The sequence below is a fragment of the Actinomadura sp. NBRC 104412 genome, assembly GCF_030269515.1.
Lineage (GTDB): Bacteria > Actinomycetota > Actinomycetes > Streptosporangiales > Streptosporangiaceae > Spirillospora.
On record NZ_BSTM01000002.1, the window covers coordinates 299114 to 314446 of the forward strand.

17 protein-coding genes and 1 pseudogene are annotated in these 15333 nt (G+C 72.1%); 8 read left to right on the forward strand and 10 right to left on the reverse strand.

The features are described 5' to 3' along the window. Positions 1–14 precede the first annotated feature (14 nt). The 9 genes and pseudogenes from QSK21_RS03785 to QSK21_RS03825 all read right to left on the reverse strand — a co-directional run bounded on the left by QSK21_RS03785 (position 15) and on the right by QSK21_RS03825 (position 8927). Positions 15–1139 carry an AAA family ATPase gene (locus QSK21_RS03785; RefSeq protein ID WP_285693753.1) on the reverse strand — a complete coding sequence of 375 codons (1125 nt, stop codon included), beginning with the start codon at positions 1137–1139 and terminating at the stop codon, positions 15–17. Next, positions 1126–1911, reverse strand: a complete 786-nt coding sequence (locus tag QSK21_RS03790; RefSeq protein ID WP_285693754.1) for an RNA ligase family protein — start codon at positions 1909–1911, stop codon at positions 1126–1128. The genes QSK21_RS03785 and QSK21_RS03790 overlap by 14 nt, the downstream gene beginning before the upstream one ends. A 144-nt stretch (positions 1912–2055) precedes the next feature. After that, a pseudogene (locus tag QSK21_RS03795) lies at positions 2056–2496 on the reverse strand (LuxR C-terminal-related transcriptional regulator); the annotation flags it as partial. 693 nt (positions 2497–3189) lie between these two features. Next, positions 3190–3681, reverse strand: coding sequence for a pyridoxamine 5'-phosphate oxidase family protein (locus tag QSK21_RS03800; protein WP_285693755.1), 492 nt, complete (start codon positions 3679–3681; stop codon positions 3190–3192). A 56-nt stretch (positions 3682–3737) separates the two neighbouring features. Then, entirely contained in the window at positions 3738–4856 is a 1119-nt protein-coding gene (locus QSK21_RS03805) for a tyrosine-type recombinase/integrase (RefSeq protein ID WP_285693756.1), read from the reverse strand. A gap of 5 nt (positions 4857–4861) precedes the next feature. Next, positions 4862–5290, reverse strand: coding sequence for a MerR family transcriptional regulator (locus QSK21_RS03810; protein ID WP_285693757.1), 429 nt, complete (start codon positions 5288–5290; stop codon positions 4862–4864). A gap of 56 nt (positions 5291–5346) precedes the next feature. Then, on the reverse strand, positions 5347–6894 hold the full coding sequence (locus QSK21_RS03815) for a glycoside hydrolase family 13 protein (RefSeq protein WP_285693758.1): 1548 nt from the start codon (positions 6892–6894) through the stop codon (positions 5347–5349). Between the two features lie 73 nt (positions 6895–6967). Next, positions 6968–7201: an ABC transporter permease family protein gene (locus QSK21_RS03820; RefSeq protein ID WP_285693759.1), complete on the reverse strand. Its 234-nt coding sequence runs from the start codon at positions 7199–7201 to the stop codon at positions 6968–6970. Positions 7202–7892: 691 nt separating this feature from the next. Then, positions 7893–8927, reverse strand: a complete 1035-nt coding sequence (locus QSK21_RS03825; protein WP_285693760.1) for a LacI family DNA-binding transcriptional regulator — start codon at positions 8925–8927, stop codon at positions 7893–7895. Between the two features lie 149 nt (positions 8928–9076). Between QSK21_RS03825 and QSK21_RS03830 the strand changes: the two genes are divergently transcribed. The 7 genes from QSK21_RS03830 (at position 9077) to paaE (ending at position 13949) form a co-directional block, all read left to right on the forward strand. Then, a complete protein-coding gene (locus tag QSK21_RS03830; protein ID WP_285693761.1) occupies positions 9077–9517 on the forward strand; it encodes a hypothetical protein in 441 nt (146 codons plus the stop codon). Positions 9518–9550: 33 nt separating this feature from the next. After that, on the forward strand, positions 9551–10078 hold the full coding sequence (locus QSK21_RS03835) for an NADPH-dependent FMN reductase (RefSeq protein WP_285693762.1): 528 nt from the start codon (positions 9551–9553) through the stop codon (positions 10076–10078). A gap of 96 nt (positions 10079–10174) precedes the next feature. Continuing rightward, the gene (gene paaA / locus QSK21_RS03840) at positions 10175–11134 is read left to right on the forward strand and encodes a 1,2-phenylacetyl-CoA epoxidase subunit PaaA (RefSeq protein ID WP_285693763.1); all 960 of its coding nucleotides are present in this window, start codon (positions 10175–10177) and stop codon (positions 11132–11134) included. Then, complete coding sequence (paaB, locus tag QSK21_RS03845; protein WP_285693764.1) at positions 11131–11424, forward strand: 1,2-phenylacetyl-CoA epoxidase subunit PaaB; 294 nt, start codon at positions 11131–11133, stop codon at positions 11422–11424. Before paaA ends, paaB begins: the two co-directional genes overlap by 4 nt. Before the next feature lie 17 nt (positions 11425–11441). Beyond that, positions 11442–12359 (forward strand): 1,2-phenylacetyl-CoA epoxidase subunit PaaC, encoded by a 918-nt coding sequence (gene paaC / locus QSK21_RS03850; RefSeq protein WP_285693766.1) that lies wholly within the window; start codon positions 11442–11444, stop codon positions 12357–12359. Continuing rightward, a complete protein-coding gene (gene paaD, locus QSK21_RS03855) occupies positions 12356–12859 on the forward strand; it encodes a 1,2-phenylacetyl-CoA epoxidase subunit PaaD (RefSeq protein WP_285693767.1) in 504 nt (167 codons plus the stop codon). Before paaC ends, paaD begins: the two co-directional genes overlap by 4 nt. A 1-nt stretch (position 12860) precedes the next feature. Continuing rightward, on the forward strand, positions 12861–13949 hold the full coding sequence (gene paaE / locus QSK21_RS03860; RefSeq protein WP_285693768.1) for a 1,2-phenylacetyl-CoA epoxidase subunit PaaE: 1089 nt from the start codon (positions 12861–12863) through the stop codon (positions 13947–13949). Here paaE and QSK21_RS03865 read toward each other — a convergent pair. After that, positions 13937–14578 (reverse strand): TetR/AcrR family transcriptional regulator, encoded by a 642-nt coding sequence (locus QSK21_RS03865; RefSeq protein ID WP_285693769.1) that lies wholly within the window; start codon positions 14576–14578, stop codon positions 13937–13939. The two genes, paaE and QSK21_RS03865, sit on opposite strands and share 13 nt — an antisense overlap. A gap of 167 nt (positions 14579–14745) precedes the next feature. On the opposite strand from QSK21_RS03865, the gene QSK21_RS03870 reads away from it, so the two are divergent. Then, entirely contained in the window at positions 14746–15312 is a 567-nt protein-coding gene (locus tag QSK21_RS03870) for a dihydrofolate reductase family protein (RefSeq protein WP_285693770.1), read from the forward strand. The last annotated feature ends 21 nt before the right edge of the window (positions 15313–15333 follow it).

Sequence of the window (15333 nt, forward strand, 5' to 3'; positions counted from 1 at the left end):
GGGGCACGGCGAGGTCAGGCCGTGGCGAGCCAACGGAGGGTGTGGGCTTCGGTTGGGTCGGGAGCCTCCCAACGGCGGACCAGCCGGTCGATGACGGCGTCCGGGACGGGATGCGGACGTTCCCGGTTGCGGCGCAGCAGGACATCTCTGGGGGCCTCCAGGGACACCAGGTCGACACGGCCCCGGTAGTCGGCGATCAGCCCGGTGCACTGCTCACGCAGCGTCCGCGAGACGTTGGTGGCGTTCCACACGAACGGCCGTCCGGCACGCAGATGCTCACGGGCCCGCTCGTAGGCGGCCGACACCACCGCGCTCTGGTCCCCGGCGGGGGGAACGCCCATGTCCCTGCGGATCGCGTCCAGGCTCACCACCGGAACGCCGGGACGGTTCTCGGCGATCCAGTGGTCCTTGCCCACGCCGGGCAGCCCCGACAGCACCGTGACGGTGCAACGCGTGTCGTCGTAGGCCGCGTAGTCGGGGTCGCGGCCCGGCTTGCGGAAGTACCAGAACCGCGCATGGTCGGAGGGGAAGCGGCGCGGCGCGTCCAGGCACCGCTGCTCGGCGCAGTACTCCCCGTACAGCCCCACGTTCTCCAGCACCTCGGCGGTGTCGGCGGTGATCCGGCCCAGGATGTCGGCGGTGGCCAGCAGCACCAGGTCGTCGTTGCGGGCCAGCAGGCTCACCCGGAACGCGATCCGCTGGAGGTCGTCGCGTTCCAGCGCCCAGAACGGCACCTGGTGGTGCCGCACCAGCGCGGCCACGTGCTCGCGCCAGCCGATGGGCGCGCCCAGCTCCCACAGGATGCGGCGCACCATCAGGTCGCCGCGCCGCGAATGCCCCTTCGCGGTGATCCGGCCGCCCTCCTCGATCCGCGTGCAGTACGGCTTGGCGACGTCGTGCATCAGCACGGTGGTGAACAACAGCACCCGTTCCTCGGCCGGGCGCGCCCGCCACTCCGGCAGCTCGGCCAGGGCCTCGCACGCCATCCGGGTGTGCACCTCGACGTCGCCCTCCCTGTGGTGCAGGGCGTCCTGCGGGACACCGGCCAGCGACCGCACCCACGCGAAGGTCCCGCGGATCTCCGGCCACGGCACCCGCCAGTGCGGCGGCGCCGGGCACAGCTCCTCAAACACCCGCATACAGCACCTCCGGATCGGCCAGACCGTTGGCGATCACGGGCCGGTTCAGCCAGTGCGAGCCCGAGTCGAGGATCGCGTTGAGGAAGCTCGGCCGCACCCACTTGAGACGGCCGACCGTCTTCCCGTCCTCCTCGACCTTGATGTAGAGGCCCTCCATGGCGTCGTCGGCGTCGGTCTCGGCGGCGACCTGCGCGGGGTCGGCGCCGCCGCGGACGGCCGCATCGCGCAGCGCGTCCCGCCACCGCTCGGTACGGCACGTGGAGGGCCCCACGAACGCGGTGAGCGACTCCAGGCCGTCCAGCGTCCCCTCGTACAGGACGGGGACGTGCACCACCGGCGTCCCCTCCAGCAGCTCCCGGCGCCGCTCGGTCGACAGGAACGTGCCGTCCTCCAGGTCCAGCACGTCGAACTCACAGAAGTAGTGGGGGAGCGCGTCATAGAACATCGTGTGCTTGGCGTACAGCCACTCCCCGTACATCACGTACCGGTCGCGCAGCCGTGGCCACAGGACGTGCTGGACGGTCGACGCCCACGCCTTGAGCGGGGCGAAGTGCCGTTCGCGGGGACCGCCGGTCAGGTAGTGGCCGCGGCTCTGCAACCGCAGCTCACCACCGGAGGTGAAGCTGATGCCGCTGTTGGCGCCGTCCAGCTTCTCCTCCACCACCAGGTACCGCCCGGCGATCTCGTCGAAGGGCACCGCGGCCAAATCGTGATCCCCGGCCTGGAGCCGGGAGCCCTCGACATGCCGGGTCCGGGGGTACTTGCGCAACACGCGAACCGTTTTACGGGTCCGCCCGCAACAAGGACAACCCAATATCACCGAGCCGGCCCAACCGAGCGCCGGCAGGCCAGCCGACGGCGGTCGGCCGTGCGTCCCGTTCCCGACATCGCCGGCACGGCCCATCCCAGGAAACCCCTACCCAGGGCGCCACGGCCGTCCGGGATCGGTGCGGGGAACGAGCAGGCCCGACTCGTACGCGGCGACCACGGCCTGGGCCCGGTCGCGCAACCCCAGCTTCCGCAGGACCCGGCCCACATGCGTCTTGACCGTCTCGTTCCCGACCACCAGGCGCTCGGCGATCTCGGCGTTGGACAGGCCCTCGGCGATCAGCCGCAGCACATCGGTCTCGCGCGGGGTCAGCGCGTCCAGCAGGGGAGCGGGCGGCCGGGGCCGCAACCGGGCGAACTCGCCGATCAGGCGGCGGGTGACGCTGGGCGCCAGCAGTGCCTCCCCGGCCTCCACGACCCGGACCGCGTCGAACAGCCGCTCGGCCGTCACGTCCTTGAGCAGGAACCCGCTGGCGCCCGCGGCCAGCGCGTCGTACACGTGCTCGTCGAGGTCGAAGGGGACGGCCACGCCGCCGGGAAGGGCCGCCGCGGAACCGTCATCGTCGCCGCGCCTGGCGCGGACGTGGCGGCAGGCTGCCCAGCAGCCGCGTCCTGGCCGCAGACTTGCGGGTCTCCAGGGGGGTGGTGACCGCGGCGCCGGCGCTTCGCCGACCGGTGACCTGTTCGGCGGTGCGCCGCGTTCGACGCGACGCGCGCCGCCCCGGCCTGCATCGACCTGTCACTCGGCCTGCTCGATCTGGCCGCGTTCCCGCGCACGGCATGGTTGCGCGCCGAACGCTAGGTGCTCGGTGAGCTGGCGGCGCCCGGCCTCGGCTACGGGGATCCGCGCGGCGTCCCGGAGCTGCGCGCGGCCGTCGCCGACCCGGATGACGTGCTCATCGTCGCCAGGCGCTCGGCCTGTTCGCGCAGGTCTTCCGGGACGCAGGCGTGCACGAGATCGCCGTCGAGGGCCCGGGGTCGCTCGGCGCCCGCCGGCACCTGCGGCACCTGCGGACGCCGCCCGTCCCGTCGACCAGGCCGGTGTTCGCGTCGACGACCTGAAGGCTTCGGGCGCGCCCGCCGTCCTGCTCACACCGGCCTATCAGGTCCCGACCGGCGTGATGCTCGGCGGTGGACGGCGCTGGGAGCTGATGCGGGGGGCCGTGATCGCTGCGATCAAGGCGCACCTGCCGGGCGCGGTCGTGCGCGGCGCTCGGCGAGATCAGGTCCTCTCGAAGTGGCGCAGCTTCTGGCCGGGGCGCCACAGGTCGATCTCCAGGTGGTCGCCGACCACGCGGGTGAGCACCACCTCGCGGAGGTCGGCCCTGAACATGTGCGAGCCGGCGAAGTCCGCGGGGTCGAGCCCGTGCGCCCGCAGGACCTTGTCCGCCTCGTCGCGGTCGTCCAGCTCCACCGCCAGGCCCGCGACCTTGGCGTCGCCCGGCCAACTGGACGGATCGTCCTCGTCGGCCATGACCGAGGCGCTGTGCAGGGCGAACCTCGGGTCGCGCCGCAGGTCACGGGCCTTGAGCGCCTGCGGCATCGATCCGAACCACATCTCGCCGTCATGGAGCTGGATCTCGATGCCGCTGATGCGCGGCGATCCGTCCTTGCGGAGGGTGGCGATGGTCTTGTGCTTGTGCGCGTCCAGGATCTCGCGTACCCGGCGGGCGAAATCCGGCTCGGTGTCGACGACCTCCTGCCAGGTGGCCATTCCTCGCTCCTCTCTGGTAGGCGAACCAGCCTCCCACCGGGGTCCGACAGAATCGGTCACGGCGTGGCCACGTGGTCGAAAAGAGAGATCGCCTGGTCGACGTGGGCGGCCGAGCGCCGCGCCTGGTCCCGGCGCTCCCAGTAGCCGATCGTGGTGGCGGGGTTGGCGTGGTCGGCGAACGCCTGGACCTCGGCCAGGGGGATCTGCGCGTCCAGCATGTGCGTGATGCGGGACGCCCGCCACACATGCGGCGTCAGGTCCCGGCCGGGCGGCACGCCCGCCGCGCGGCCGAGCCGGGTGCTGATCCGGTCCACGTCGTGCCGGTCGAGCCGGCGCCCCGCGGCGTCCAGCAGGAGCGGCCCGCTGGTGCGGTCGCCGATGACACGGCGCAGCAGCCGGGCGCAGCGGTCGGGCAGGGGCAGCGCGCGCTGCTTGCCGCCCTTGCGGGTGAGGTGCAGGACGGTCCGGTCGCCTTGGCGCTCCAGGTCGGTGACGTCGGCGGCGCAGATCTCGGTGACGCGGCCGGCCAGCGTGTACAGCAGCATCACGATCAGCAGGTCCAGGTCGCCGCGGGCGCATGCCGCGACCGCCTGGACCTGTTCGGGCTCCAGCACCGGGGTGGAGGTGGGGTTGTTCCCTGACGGGATGCGGGGACGGTCGTCCTCGGTGACGGGGTTGCGCGGCGGCGGGTCCAGCCGTCCGGCCGCGTAGGTGTGCAGGGACGACAGCGCGGCCACGTACCGGGCGATGCTGCGTTTGGCGACCCCGGCGCGTTCCTGGCGGAGCCGCCACATCCGTACGTGCTCGGGCGTCAGGCAGCCGACGCTGAAGGCGTCGTGGCCAAGCTCGCGGGCCAGGGGCGCCCAGACGCGGCGCAGGTCGTCGACGTAGTTGCGCTTGGTGGCGACCGAGCCGCGCCGGGTGCTGCTGAGCCAGTCGAGCACCAGCGCGAAGGTCTCGGGCGTGCACGCCTCGGCGAGCAGCTCGATTCTGCGCCGGTAGATCCTGCGGGACCCGAACCGAGCGACCTGCACCTGTCCCAGGTCGCCGTCCAGTTTGGCCAGCGCGTCCGACGCCAGCGACGCCCCCGGCCGGGGGACGGCGGGCGGCGCCGCGTCCGGACCGCCGGGCAGCAGCGCGCCTTGCAGCGGAGGCTCCGGATCCGATGCCGTCATGACGCTCAGTGCGGGTGGGCTTCGGACAGCGGGCGCCCGGCCAGCCGGGCGGCGACCAGGCCGGCGAAGTTCGGGCAGTCGACGAAGTTCTCGTGAGGGCAGCGCAGGGAGTGCTCGATGGCCTCGCGGGCGGCGCGCGCCTTGGCGATCTGCTCGTCCAGTTCGTCCAGCTTCCGGCGGGACAGCTCCCGCCGTTCCTCCGGCGCGGCGCCGTGCGAGGCCATGAGCTTCTTCTGCTCGGCGAGTGAGAATCCCACGTCCCGCAGCAGGAGGATGATGCCGACCAGCGTGGTCGCCGACTCGGGGTAGCGGCGCTGGCCCGAGACCCTGGACGGCGCGGGCAGCAGGCCGAGTTCCTCCCAGTAGCGCAGGGCCGACGTGGCGACGCCCGTCCGGCGCGCGAGTTCCCCGATGGTCAGCAATCGTTCCGGCATAGAGTTCAAGCGTACTTGAAGGCCGTGCCTCCGGCAGTGAAGGGGCGGGCCGGTTCTCAGCGCAGCCAGACCGCCGTGTCGGGGGGCAGGTGACCGCCGTGCAGGGCACCGCTGGACAGCAGGATCTCGCCGGTGACCGGCACGGTGCGGGTGCCGAGGTTCACCACGCAGGTCAGGCCGGAATCACGGGTGAAGGCGAGCACGTCTTCGCCCATCGGCAGCCAGCGCAGGGTGCCGTCGCCGAGCTCGGCGGCGCGGATGCGCAGGGCCGCGCGGTAGAGGGCCAGCATGGAGGACGGGTCGGCCTGCTGCGCCTCCACGGTCAAATCCTTCCAGTCGGCGGGCTGGGGGAGCCAGGGCGTTCCGGTGCTGAACCCGTACGGTGGTTCGACCCCGGACCAGGGGAGCGGCACGCGGCACCCGTCCCGTCCCGGGTCGGTGTGGCCCGAGCGGCGCCAGATCGGGTCCTGCCGCAGGTCGTCGGGCAGGTCCTCGACCTCGGGCAGGCCGAGCTCCTCGCCCTGGTAGATGTAGACGCTGCCGGGCAGAGCCAGCGTCAGCAGGGCGGCGGCGCGTGCGCGGCGCAGGCCGAGGGCCGGGTCGGTGGGGACGCCGTGCTTGCGGTCGGCGTGGTCGAAGGAGGTGTCGGCGCGGCCGTAGCGGGTGACGGTACGGGTCACGTCGTGGTTGGACAGCACCCAGGTCGCCGGGGCCCCGACCGGTGTGAGCGTGGCGAAGGTGTCGTCGATGACGGTGCGCAGCGTGGCGGCGTCCCACGGCGCGCCCAGGAACGGGAAGTTGAAGACGGTGTGCATCTCGTCGGCGCGCAGGTACCGGGCCAGCCGCTCGTGGTCGGGCAGCCACACCTCGCCGACCAGCATCCGGCCGGGGTAGGCGTCGGCCAGCCGGCGCCACTCCCGGTAGATCTCGTGGACGCCGTCCCTGTCGGTGTACGGGTCGAGCCCGTCGGGTTCGGCGTCGGGGTCCTTCACCAGCAGCGCGGCCGAGTCGACGCGGAAGCCGTCCACCCCGCGGTCGAACCAGAACCGCAGCACGTCCAGGAACTCGGCGCGCACGTCGGGATGCGTCCAGTTGAAGTCGGGCTGCTCGGGGGCGAACAGGTGCAGGTACCACTCGCCGTCGGGCACACGCGTCCACGCCGGACCGCCGAAGATCGACCGCCAGTCGTTGGGCGGTGCGTCCCCGACGCCGCGCCGGAACCAGAACCGGGCGCGCTCGGGCGAGCCCGGCCCCGCGGCCAGGGCCTGCCGGAACCACGCGCTCTGATCGGAGGCGTGGTTGGGCACCACGTCGAGGATGACGCGGAGGCCCAGGTCGTGGGCCTCGGCAAGGAACGCCTCGGCCTCGGCGAGGGTGCCGAAGACGGGCTCGATGCCGCGGTAGTCGGCGACGTCGTAGCCGCCGTCCGCCATCGGGGACGGGTACCACGGGTTGAGCCAGAGGGCGTCGGCCCCCAGCTCGGCCAGGTAGGGCAGGCGGGAGCGCAGCCCCGCCAGGTCGCCCACGCCGTCGCCGTCGCCGTCGGCGAAACTGCGCAGGTAGACCTGGTAGATCACGGCTCCCCGCCACCACGGTTCGGGCATGCTCACGCGCTCCTCCGGACTGTGCACTACGGGACAAGGGGATGGTCGGGAACGGGAACTGGGGACGGGCGGGTCAGCCCTTCAGGCCGCCAGCGGTCAGGCCGGCCATGATGTGCCGCTGGAACAGGAAGAACACGACGATGGTGGGGACGCTCGCGATGACCAGCGCCGCGGTCATCGTGGTCTGCGGCATGTTGGCGCGCAGCGAGGCGATGCCCACGCTGATCGTCATCCGCTCCGGATCCTGTAGGACCAGCAGCGGCCAGGCGAAGTCGCGCCACACGTTCACCACCGTGAAGATCGACACGACACCGAGGATCGGGCGGGACACCGGCAGCACGACAGCCTGCGGTTGTAGACCAGTCCGATGGTGTAGCCCTTGCGCGGCACCCCGTAGATGCGGCCCTTGCCGTCCTTGAGCGCCTGGAGGAACTGGGGTTGACATCCTTGAGCAGCTTGAGCGCGCCGACGTAGGGGGTGATGTCGGCGGCCTGCCGGTTCTGGATGATCTTCTGCGCGTCGGTGTAGTAGACGTAGTAGACGTCCTCCATCTGCCCGCCCGCCAGCTTGGCCTGGAAGGTCTCGGGGACGATGCAGGGGAAGGCGTCCTTGCTGACGATGGTGATGTTCGGGTACCGGGCCTGGAACGCCTTGACGTCGGCGTCCCACGCGGCCCGGTCGGACTTGGCGGTCTTCGGCGGCTGGCAGCCGACCGAGATCGTAACCTTGGTGCCGGGATCCAGCGGCCCCGCCGTCGCGGCGGCTCCGCGGTCGTCCTGCCTGCTGGACTTGGCACCACAGGCGGTGCCGGTGACGGCGAGCGCCGCGGTCAGCAGCACCGCCACGGGACGGAGTCTCATGGTGAGTTCCTCCTCGGGGGGAATTGGGAGGAAGATATAGAGACTCTGCAGGAAGTCGCAAGGGTTGAATTTTCTCACGCAAATAGCCGACAACTTTGCGACAGAAACTTGCGGAGATGACGGCGTGAGGTGCGGCGGTCAACCGGTGCGGGCGGTTCGCGGCGGCGGTGCGGTGGACCCGCGTACCACCAGCTCGGGCTCGTAGAGCAGCTCCCCGGCCGGGGCCGAGCCGCGTTCCATCTGGTTGACCAGCATGGTGACCGCCGCCCGTCCCATGGCCTCGATCGGCTGGCGGACCGTGGTGAGCGGCGGGTGCGTGCAGTTGATGAACGCCGAGTCGTCGAACCCGACCACCGACAGGTCCTCGGGCGCCGACAGGCCGGCCCGGCGCACCGCCCGGATCGCGCCCAGCGCCAGCACGTCGCTCGCGCAGATCACGGCGGTGAACCCGGCCGCGATGAGCCGGGTGGCCACCGAGTGGCCGCCCTCGATGGAGAACATGGCGTGCGCCACGGCCCCGTCCTGGACCTCGCCGGCCACCGCGCGGAAGGCGGCCAGTTTGCGCTGCGAGGGGATGTGGTCCTCGGGCCCCAGCAGCAGCGCGATGCGCTCGTGGCCCAGGGAGGTCAGGTGCGTGTGCGCCTGCTCGACGGCGACCGCGTCGTCGGTGGAGACCCGCGGGAAGGCCAGTTCGGGCACGCCCGCGTTCACCAGCACCACCGGGAGTCCCAGGTCCATCAGCCGGAAGTAGTGCTCGTGCGGGGAGTCCAGCTCGGCGTAGTGCCCCCCGGCGAACACCACACCGGACACGTGCTGGCCGACCAGCATGTTCACGTAGTCGGCCTCCGACAGCCCGCCGGCCGTCCGGGTGCACAGCACCGGCGTGAACCCGCGCTGGGCCAGCGCGCCCCCGATCACCTCGGCCAGCGCCGGGAAGATCGGGTTGCCCAGCTCCGGCAGGACCAGCCCCACCAGCCGGGCGCGCTCCCCGCGCAACTGGGTGGGGCGCTCGTACCCCAGCACGTCGAGCGCGGTCAGCACCGCCGCCCGCGTCGCCTCCGACACTCCCGGGCGCCCGTTCAGCACCCGGCTGACCGTCGCCTCGCTGACGCCGACCTTCTTGGCGACCTCGGCGAGCCGCCGAGCCCGCGTGGACTCTCCGTACTGCGCCATGACGCAAGCTTACGACGCTGTCACGCAAGCGAGTGCCACATTTTGCGCAATCAACGCAAGCGGCATGCGTACAGTCACGTGCGGGACGGGGCGGGCCGCCTTCTCAGGTCGCCTTGTGGTGGCGGGGGATCCGCCGGTATAGGCGTTGCATGGTCGTCGTCCTCATCCACCTGGCGATCTCGGCCGTCTGGCTGGGCTCCATGGTCTACAGCCTGGCGGTCGTCCAGCCCAGGGTGGAGCACTTCTTCCCCGATCTTGAGCGTCGCGAGGAGTTCTTGCTGGCGCTGGCCGACGGGAATCGCCGGCCGGTGCTGGCGCTGGTCGGCGCCCTGCTGCTCACCGATCTCGCCGTGCTGGTCCTCCGGCCGGACATGCGGCTCGGTTACGGCCTCGCGCTGCTGCCGTACGGCCTCGCCACGGCGGTGTTCGCGCATGTGACCTGGCGGCATTGGCCCGCACGGGTGTTCGCGCTACCCGGGGAACTGCCCGGATACCAGCGCCGCCTGCGCGGGCTGGCCTGGACGATGCTCGCACTGGTCGGTGCCGCCTTCCTGGCGACGTTGAGTGTAAGCCTCATGTCTAGTAAATAGGTAGGCTAAATGTGGATTAGAGGAGGCGGTTCGGTGGCCAAGAGCATCGTCGCGCTGGTGGGGAACCCCCGCGCGCAGTCACGTACGCACACGGTGGCGCTCCAGGCCGCCCAGGCCGTCGCCGACCGCATCGGGGACGCCGCGCCCGTCGAGATCGTCGACCTGTCCGCCCTGGCGCCCCACCTCCTCTCCGCCACCCCGTCCGCCTCGGTGGAGCTGTCGCTCGACCTGGTACGCGGCGCGGACGTCCTGGTGGTGGCCAGCCCGACGTACAAGGGGACCTACACGGGGCTGCTGAAATCCTTCCTCGACCGCGTGCCCACCGGAGCCCTGGCCTCCACGGTCGCGCTGCCCCTGCTGGTGATGGGGGACGCCCGGCACGCCCTGGCCGTGGAGGTGCACCTGCGTCCGCTCCTCGTGGAACTGGGCGCGCACGTCCCCACCCCCGGCATCGCCCTGATCGAATCGCAACTCCCCGACGCGGAGACCCTCCTCGCCGAGTGGGCGGAACGCGTCACACCCCAGATGACGGGGATCCTGAACGAACGCCTCCCCGGCTGAACGCCCCCGCCGGAGCGGGGTGGACATCGCGGGCCGGCCGTGCGACCTTATTACTGACCGAACGATAAGTAATTAAGGCCGGCGCCCGGAGAGACGATGACCACCACCCCGGCGGAACCGGACCAGGAGGAACGGCTGCGGGCCGCGTTCGACGCGACGCTCGAGCGCAACGACCGCATCGAGCCTCGCGACTGGATGCCGGACGCCTACCGGAGGACGCTCGTGCGCCAGATCGCGCAGCACGCGCACTCCGAGATCATCGGCATGCAGCCCGAAGGCGGCTGGATCGGCCGCGCCCCGTCTCTGCGGCGCAAGGCGATCCTGCTGGCCAAGGTGCAGGACGAGGCGGGGCACGGCCTGTACCTGTACTCGGCGTGCGAGACCCTGGGGGTCTCCCGCGCCGAGCTGACCGACCTGCTCCTGGCCGGGAAGCAGAAGTACTCCTCGATCTTCAACTACCCGGCGCTGTCGTACGCCGACGTCGGCACGATCGGCTGGCTGGTCGACGGTGCCGCCATCTGTAACCAGGTGCCGCTGTGCCGCACCTCCTACGGCCCGTACGGGCGCGCGATGATCCGCATCTGCAAGGAGGAGTCCTTCCACCAGCGGCAGGGCTACGAGCTGCTGATGACGATGATGCGCGGCACCGACGCCCAGCGCGCCATGGTCCAGGAGTCGGTCGACCGGTTCTGGTGGCCGGTGCTGATGATGTTCGGGCCACCGGACGACAGGTCGCCCAACAGCGAGCGGTCGATGGCGTGGGGCATCAAGCGCAACTCCAACGACGAGCTGCGGCAGCGGTTCGTCGACATGACCGTCCCGCAGGCCGAGGCGCTCGGCGTGACGCTGCCCGACCCCGATCTGCGCTGGAACGAGGAGCGCGGGCACTACGACTTCGGCGAGCCGGACTGGGACGAGTTCGCCGCCGTCATCCGCGGGAACGGCCCGTGCAACGCGCAGCGGCTCGCCCACCGCCGCGCCGCGCACGAGGACGGCGCCTGGGTACGGGAGGCGGCGTCGGCGTTCGCGGAACGGAACCAGGAGGCGTCCCGATGAGCGCCGAACGACGCGAATGGCCACTGTACGAGGTGTTCGTCCGGGGCAAGCGCGGGCTCAACCACGTGCATGTCGGGTCGCTGCACGCGCCCGACGACGCGATGGCTCTGCGGCACGCGCGGGACGTGTACACGCGGCGCAACGAGGGCGTGAGCATCTGGGTCGTGCGCGCGGACGCGATCACGGCGTCCAGCCCGGACGAGAAGGACCCGCTGTTCGCCCCCAGCGGCGACAAGGTCTACCGGCACCCCACGTTCTACGACATCCCCGGCGACGTCCCCCACATCTGACCAGCGGAGGGACCATCTTGAGCGACGACCACGGCAGCGTCTTCGACGGGCTGATCGGCGGCGACTCCTCCCAGTGGGCGTTCGGCACCGACTTCGAGGACCCGCTGGCCGGAGTCGACACCACCGTCCCCGACGGCGTCGATCACGCCGCCCTCGCCACGTACTGCCTCATGCTGGGCGACGACGCGCTGATCATGTCGCAGCGCCTGTCGGAGTGGTGCTCCCGCGCACCCGACCTCGAGGAGGACATCGCGCTGGCGAACATGGCGCTCGACCTCCTCGGGCAGGCGCGCCTGCTGCTGGCCCGCGCCGCGGCGGCCGACCCGGGCGTCGTCCCCGCCCTGCCCGAGGGCTCGCCGGTGCCCGCGGAGGACGCGCTCGCCTTCTTCCGCGACGCCGGCCGGTTCCGCAACGTGCGTCTCGCCGAGGTGCCGAACGGCGACTTCGCGCATGTGGTGGTGCGCCTGCTGCTGTTCTCGGCGGCCCGGCTCGCGCTGCTGGAACGGCTCCGCGCCAGCACCGACAACGTCCTGGCGGCGGTGGCCGCCAAGGGCGTCAAGGAGATCACCTACCACCGCGACTGGTCCGGCCGCTGGTTCCTCACCCTGGCACGTGGCACGGAGGAGTCGCGCCGCAGGCTCCTCGCCGCCCTGGACGCCCTGTGGCCGTTCCAGCCCGAACTCGTCTCGGCGCACCCCCTGGAGGTGTCGCTGGCGCAGGCCGGTGTCGGCGTCGATCCCGCGTCCACCCGAGATGAGGTGGACGCCGTCCTGGACCAGGTACTGGCCGTGAGCGGCGTCGACCGCCCGGACCGGCCGCCGGTGGCCGGCGTCGGCGGGCGGACCGGACGCGACGGCCTGCACACCGAGGCCATGGGCCCGCTGCTCGCCGAAATGCAGGTGGTCGCCCGCGCCCACCCGAGCGGGCGCTGGTGAGCGCCCGCGAGCGCGCCGCCGGCGTGGCCGCGGAGGTGCGCGACCCCGAACTGCCGATGCTCACCCTCGCCGACCTCGGCGTGCTGCGCGGCGTCGACGTCCGGGAGGACGAGGACGCGGTGATCGTGTCCATCACGCCGACCTACAGCGGCTGCCCGGCCATGGCCACCATGCGCGACGATCTCGTGCGCCGGCTGTACGACGCCGGGTTCTCGCGCGTGGAGGTCCGCGTCGTGCTCGACCCGCCCTGGTCCAGCGACTGGATCTCCGAGCGCGGCCGGCGGGCGCTGCGCGAGGCCGGCCTGTCGCCGCCCGGCCCGGCGCCCCGCCGGAACGGGCCGGTGCCGCTCACGCTCGGACCTCCCCGGCCCGCGCCGCCCTGCCCGCGCTGCGGCTCGGCCGCCACCCGGGCCACCTCCGAGTTCGGTTCCACCGCCTGCAAGGCCCTCTACCGCTGCACCGCCTGCCTCGAACCGTTCGAGCACGTCAAGGAGATCTGAGATGACCGCGCCCGCGCCCGGCGCCGCCCCGGCCCGGCGGGCCGCCGCCTTCCACACGCTGACCGTGGCGGCGGTGGACCGCCTGTGCGACGACGCCACGGCGATCACCTTCGACGTGCCGGACGAGCTGCGCGAGGCGTACGCGTTCCGGGCCGGGCAGTCCCTCACCCTGCGCCGCGTCCTGGACGGGCGGGAACACCGCCGCACCTACTCGATCTGCGCGCCCGCCGGTGCCCCGCCCCGCATCGGCGTCCGCGAAATCCCCGGCGGGCTCGTCTCGCCCTGGCTGGTCCGCGAGGTGGTGCCGGGGACGCGCATCGAGGTCCAGACGCCGACCGGCTCCTGGCGGGCCGACCCGGCGACCGGCGAGCGGCACCTGTGCGTCGCCGCCGGATCGGGGATCACCCCTCTGCTGTCGGTCGCGTCCACCGTCCTGACCCATCCGCGGGCGCGGGTGTCGCTGCTGTACGGCAACCGCACCAGCCGCACCGTGATGTTCGCCGAGGAGCTCGGCGACCTGAAGAACCGCTACGGTCCCCGCCTCCAGATGGTCCACGTGCTGTCCCGTGAGCCGCGCGACGTCGAGCTGTTCTCCGGACGCCTCGACCGCGACCGGCTCCGCCGCCTGCTCACCGACCTCGTCCCCGTGGAGGTGTTCGACCACGTCTGGCTCTGCGGGCCGCTGCGGATGGTCGAGGACGCCCGTGCCGTCCTGGTCGAACTCGGCGCCCCCGCCCGCGTCCACGTCGAGCTGTTCTACGTGGACGCGCCGCCGCCGCGGCCACGGCGGGTCTCCGCACCCCTGCGCGGAGCCACGACCGAGCTGACCACCGTCCTGGACGGCCTGCGCACGACCTCGACCGTCTCCCGGGAGACGACCCTTCTGGACGGCGCCCAGGCGACCCGCTCCGACCTGCCGTTCGCGTGCAAGGGCGGCGTCTGCGGCACCTGCCGTGCCGTCGTCCGCGAGGGCGAGACCGACATGCGCCGCAACTACGCCCTCGAACCCTCCGAGGTCGCCAACGGGTTCGTCCTCACCTGCCAGACCTTCCCCGCCGGGGAACGCGTGACCATTGACTACGACGCCTGATCCGGGGCGTCGCGCCGGGTCAGGCCGTCGAAGGCGATGGTGGTGATCGCGTCGGCCACCGTGGACGGATCGTAGGCGCCGTCCGCGCGGTACCACTCGACCAGCGAGTTCACCATGCCGAACAGCAGCCGGCTCACCAGCGGCGGCGGCACGTCGGCACGCAGGCGTCCCTCCGCGACCGCGTCCGCGACCAGCGAGGCCAGCCGCTCGTCCAGCCAGCGCCGCCGCCGCAGAGCGGCCAGCTCGACATCGCTGTTGCCCCGCACCCGCAGGAGCAGTGTCACCGACGGCTGGTGCGCCACGAGCACTTCGACGCTGCGCCTGACCACCTCGCGCAGCCGCCCGTACGCCGACGTCCCGGCACCCTCGTTCACCGCCTCGGTCACGACGGCCGTGAGCTCGTCGAGCGCGTCGTCCAGGGCCTGGCTGAGCAGGTGCTCCTTGCCGGTGACATGGTGGTAGATCGCCGGCTTGGTCAGCCCCAGCTCCCTGGCCAGGTCGCCCATGCTGGTGGCGTCATAGCCCTTGCGGTTGAACAGCTCCACCGCCGCCCGCAGAATCGCCGCCTGATCGTAGCCGGGCCGGCCCCGCCGCCGCGGCGCCGGCCCGGCGGCCCCACTCGTCGTCACCGGTGCAGCATCTCACGCCCCTCGCGACCCGTTCTCCGCGCGCCGGGTCCGGGCGCACGGCGGCGGCCTGAAGGAGACCTGAAGGAAACCGTAAGGGCCGACCGGCAGGCTTTGGAGCATCAAGCCGGGGCGAGAGGCCGCGGCGGGAATCACGGGAGAGCGGAACAATGCGCAAGCTCATCGAGTCGACCTTCGTGTCCCTGGACGGCATCATCGACGACACCCGGCCGTCGACCGCGTCCCGGGCGGAACCGCAGCATTGGGGGCAGCCGTACTGGGACGCGGACCACGACGGCTACGCCGCGAAGGTGGTCAACTCGGCGGACACCCTGCTGCTGGGACGTGTGACCTACGAGGGGATGGCGGAGGCGTGGATGTCGCGCGCCGGGGACCCGTTCGCCGACCATGTCAACGCCATGCCGAAGTACGTGGCCTCGCGGACGCTGACCGAGGCCACCTGGAACGCCACCGTCATCAAGGACGTGCCCGAGGAGGTCGCCAGGCTCAAGGAGCAGCCGGGCGAGAACATCCTGAAGTGGGGGACCGGTGAGCTCGACCGCACGCTGGTGGAGCACGGCCTGGTCGACGAGTTCCACCTCTGGTACTTCCCGGTCATCGTCGGCGCGGGCAAGCACCTGTTCGAGGGCGCCGGGTTCGACACCACGCACCTGAAGCTGGCGGACGTGAACCGCTTCGACTCGGGGATCGTCGTCCACGTCTACGTGCCGAAGTGAACCCGGAAGGCACATGCCCGG

Bases quoted from the DNA above. Each gene is read 5' to 3' on its own strand.
- QSK21_RS03785 (WP_285693753.1), bottom strand. From the start codon at position 1,139: ATGCGGGTGTTTGAGGAGCTGTGCCCGGCGCCGCCGCACTGGCGGGTG.
- QSK21_RS03800 (WP_285693755.1), bottom strand. From the start codon at position 3,681: ATGGCCACCTGGCAGGAGGTCGTCGACACCGAGCCGGATTTCGCCCGC.
- QSK21_RS03805 (WP_285693756.1), bottom strand. From the start codon at position 4,856: ATGACGGCATCGGATCCGGAGCCTCCGCTGCAAGGCGCGCTGCTGCCC.
- QSK21_RS03810 (WP_285693757.1), bottom strand. From the start codon at position 5,290: ATGCCGGAACGATTGCTGACCATCGGGGAACTCGCGCGCCGGACGGGC.
- QSK21_RS03815 (WP_285693758.1), bottom strand. From the start codon at position 6,894: ATGCCCGAACCGTGGTGGCGGGGAGCCGTGATCTACCAGGTCTACCTG.
- QSK21_RS03825 (WP_285693760.1), bottom strand. From the start codon at position 8,927: ATGGCGCAGTACGGAGAGTCCACGCGGGCTCGGCGGCTCGCCGAGGTC.
- QSK21_RS03830 (WP_285693761.1), top strand. From the start codon at position 9,077: ATGGTCGTCGTCCTCATCCACCTGGCGATCTCGGCCGTCTGGCTGGGC.
- paaA (WP_285693763.1), top strand. From the start codon at position 10,175: ATGACCACCACCCCGGCGGAACCGGACCAGGAGGAACGGCTGCGGGCC.
- paaB (WP_285693764.1), top strand. From the start codon at position 11,131: ATGAGCGCCGAACGACGCGAATGGCCACTGTACGAGGTGTTCGTCCGG.
- paaE (WP_285693768.1), top strand. From the start codon at position 12,861: ATGACCGCGCCCGCGCCCGGCGCCGCCCCGGCCCGGCGGGCCGCCGCC.
- QSK21_RS03870 (WP_285693770.1), top strand. From the start codon at position 14,746: ATGCGCAAGCTCATCGAGTCGACCTTCGTGTCCCTGGACGGCATCATC.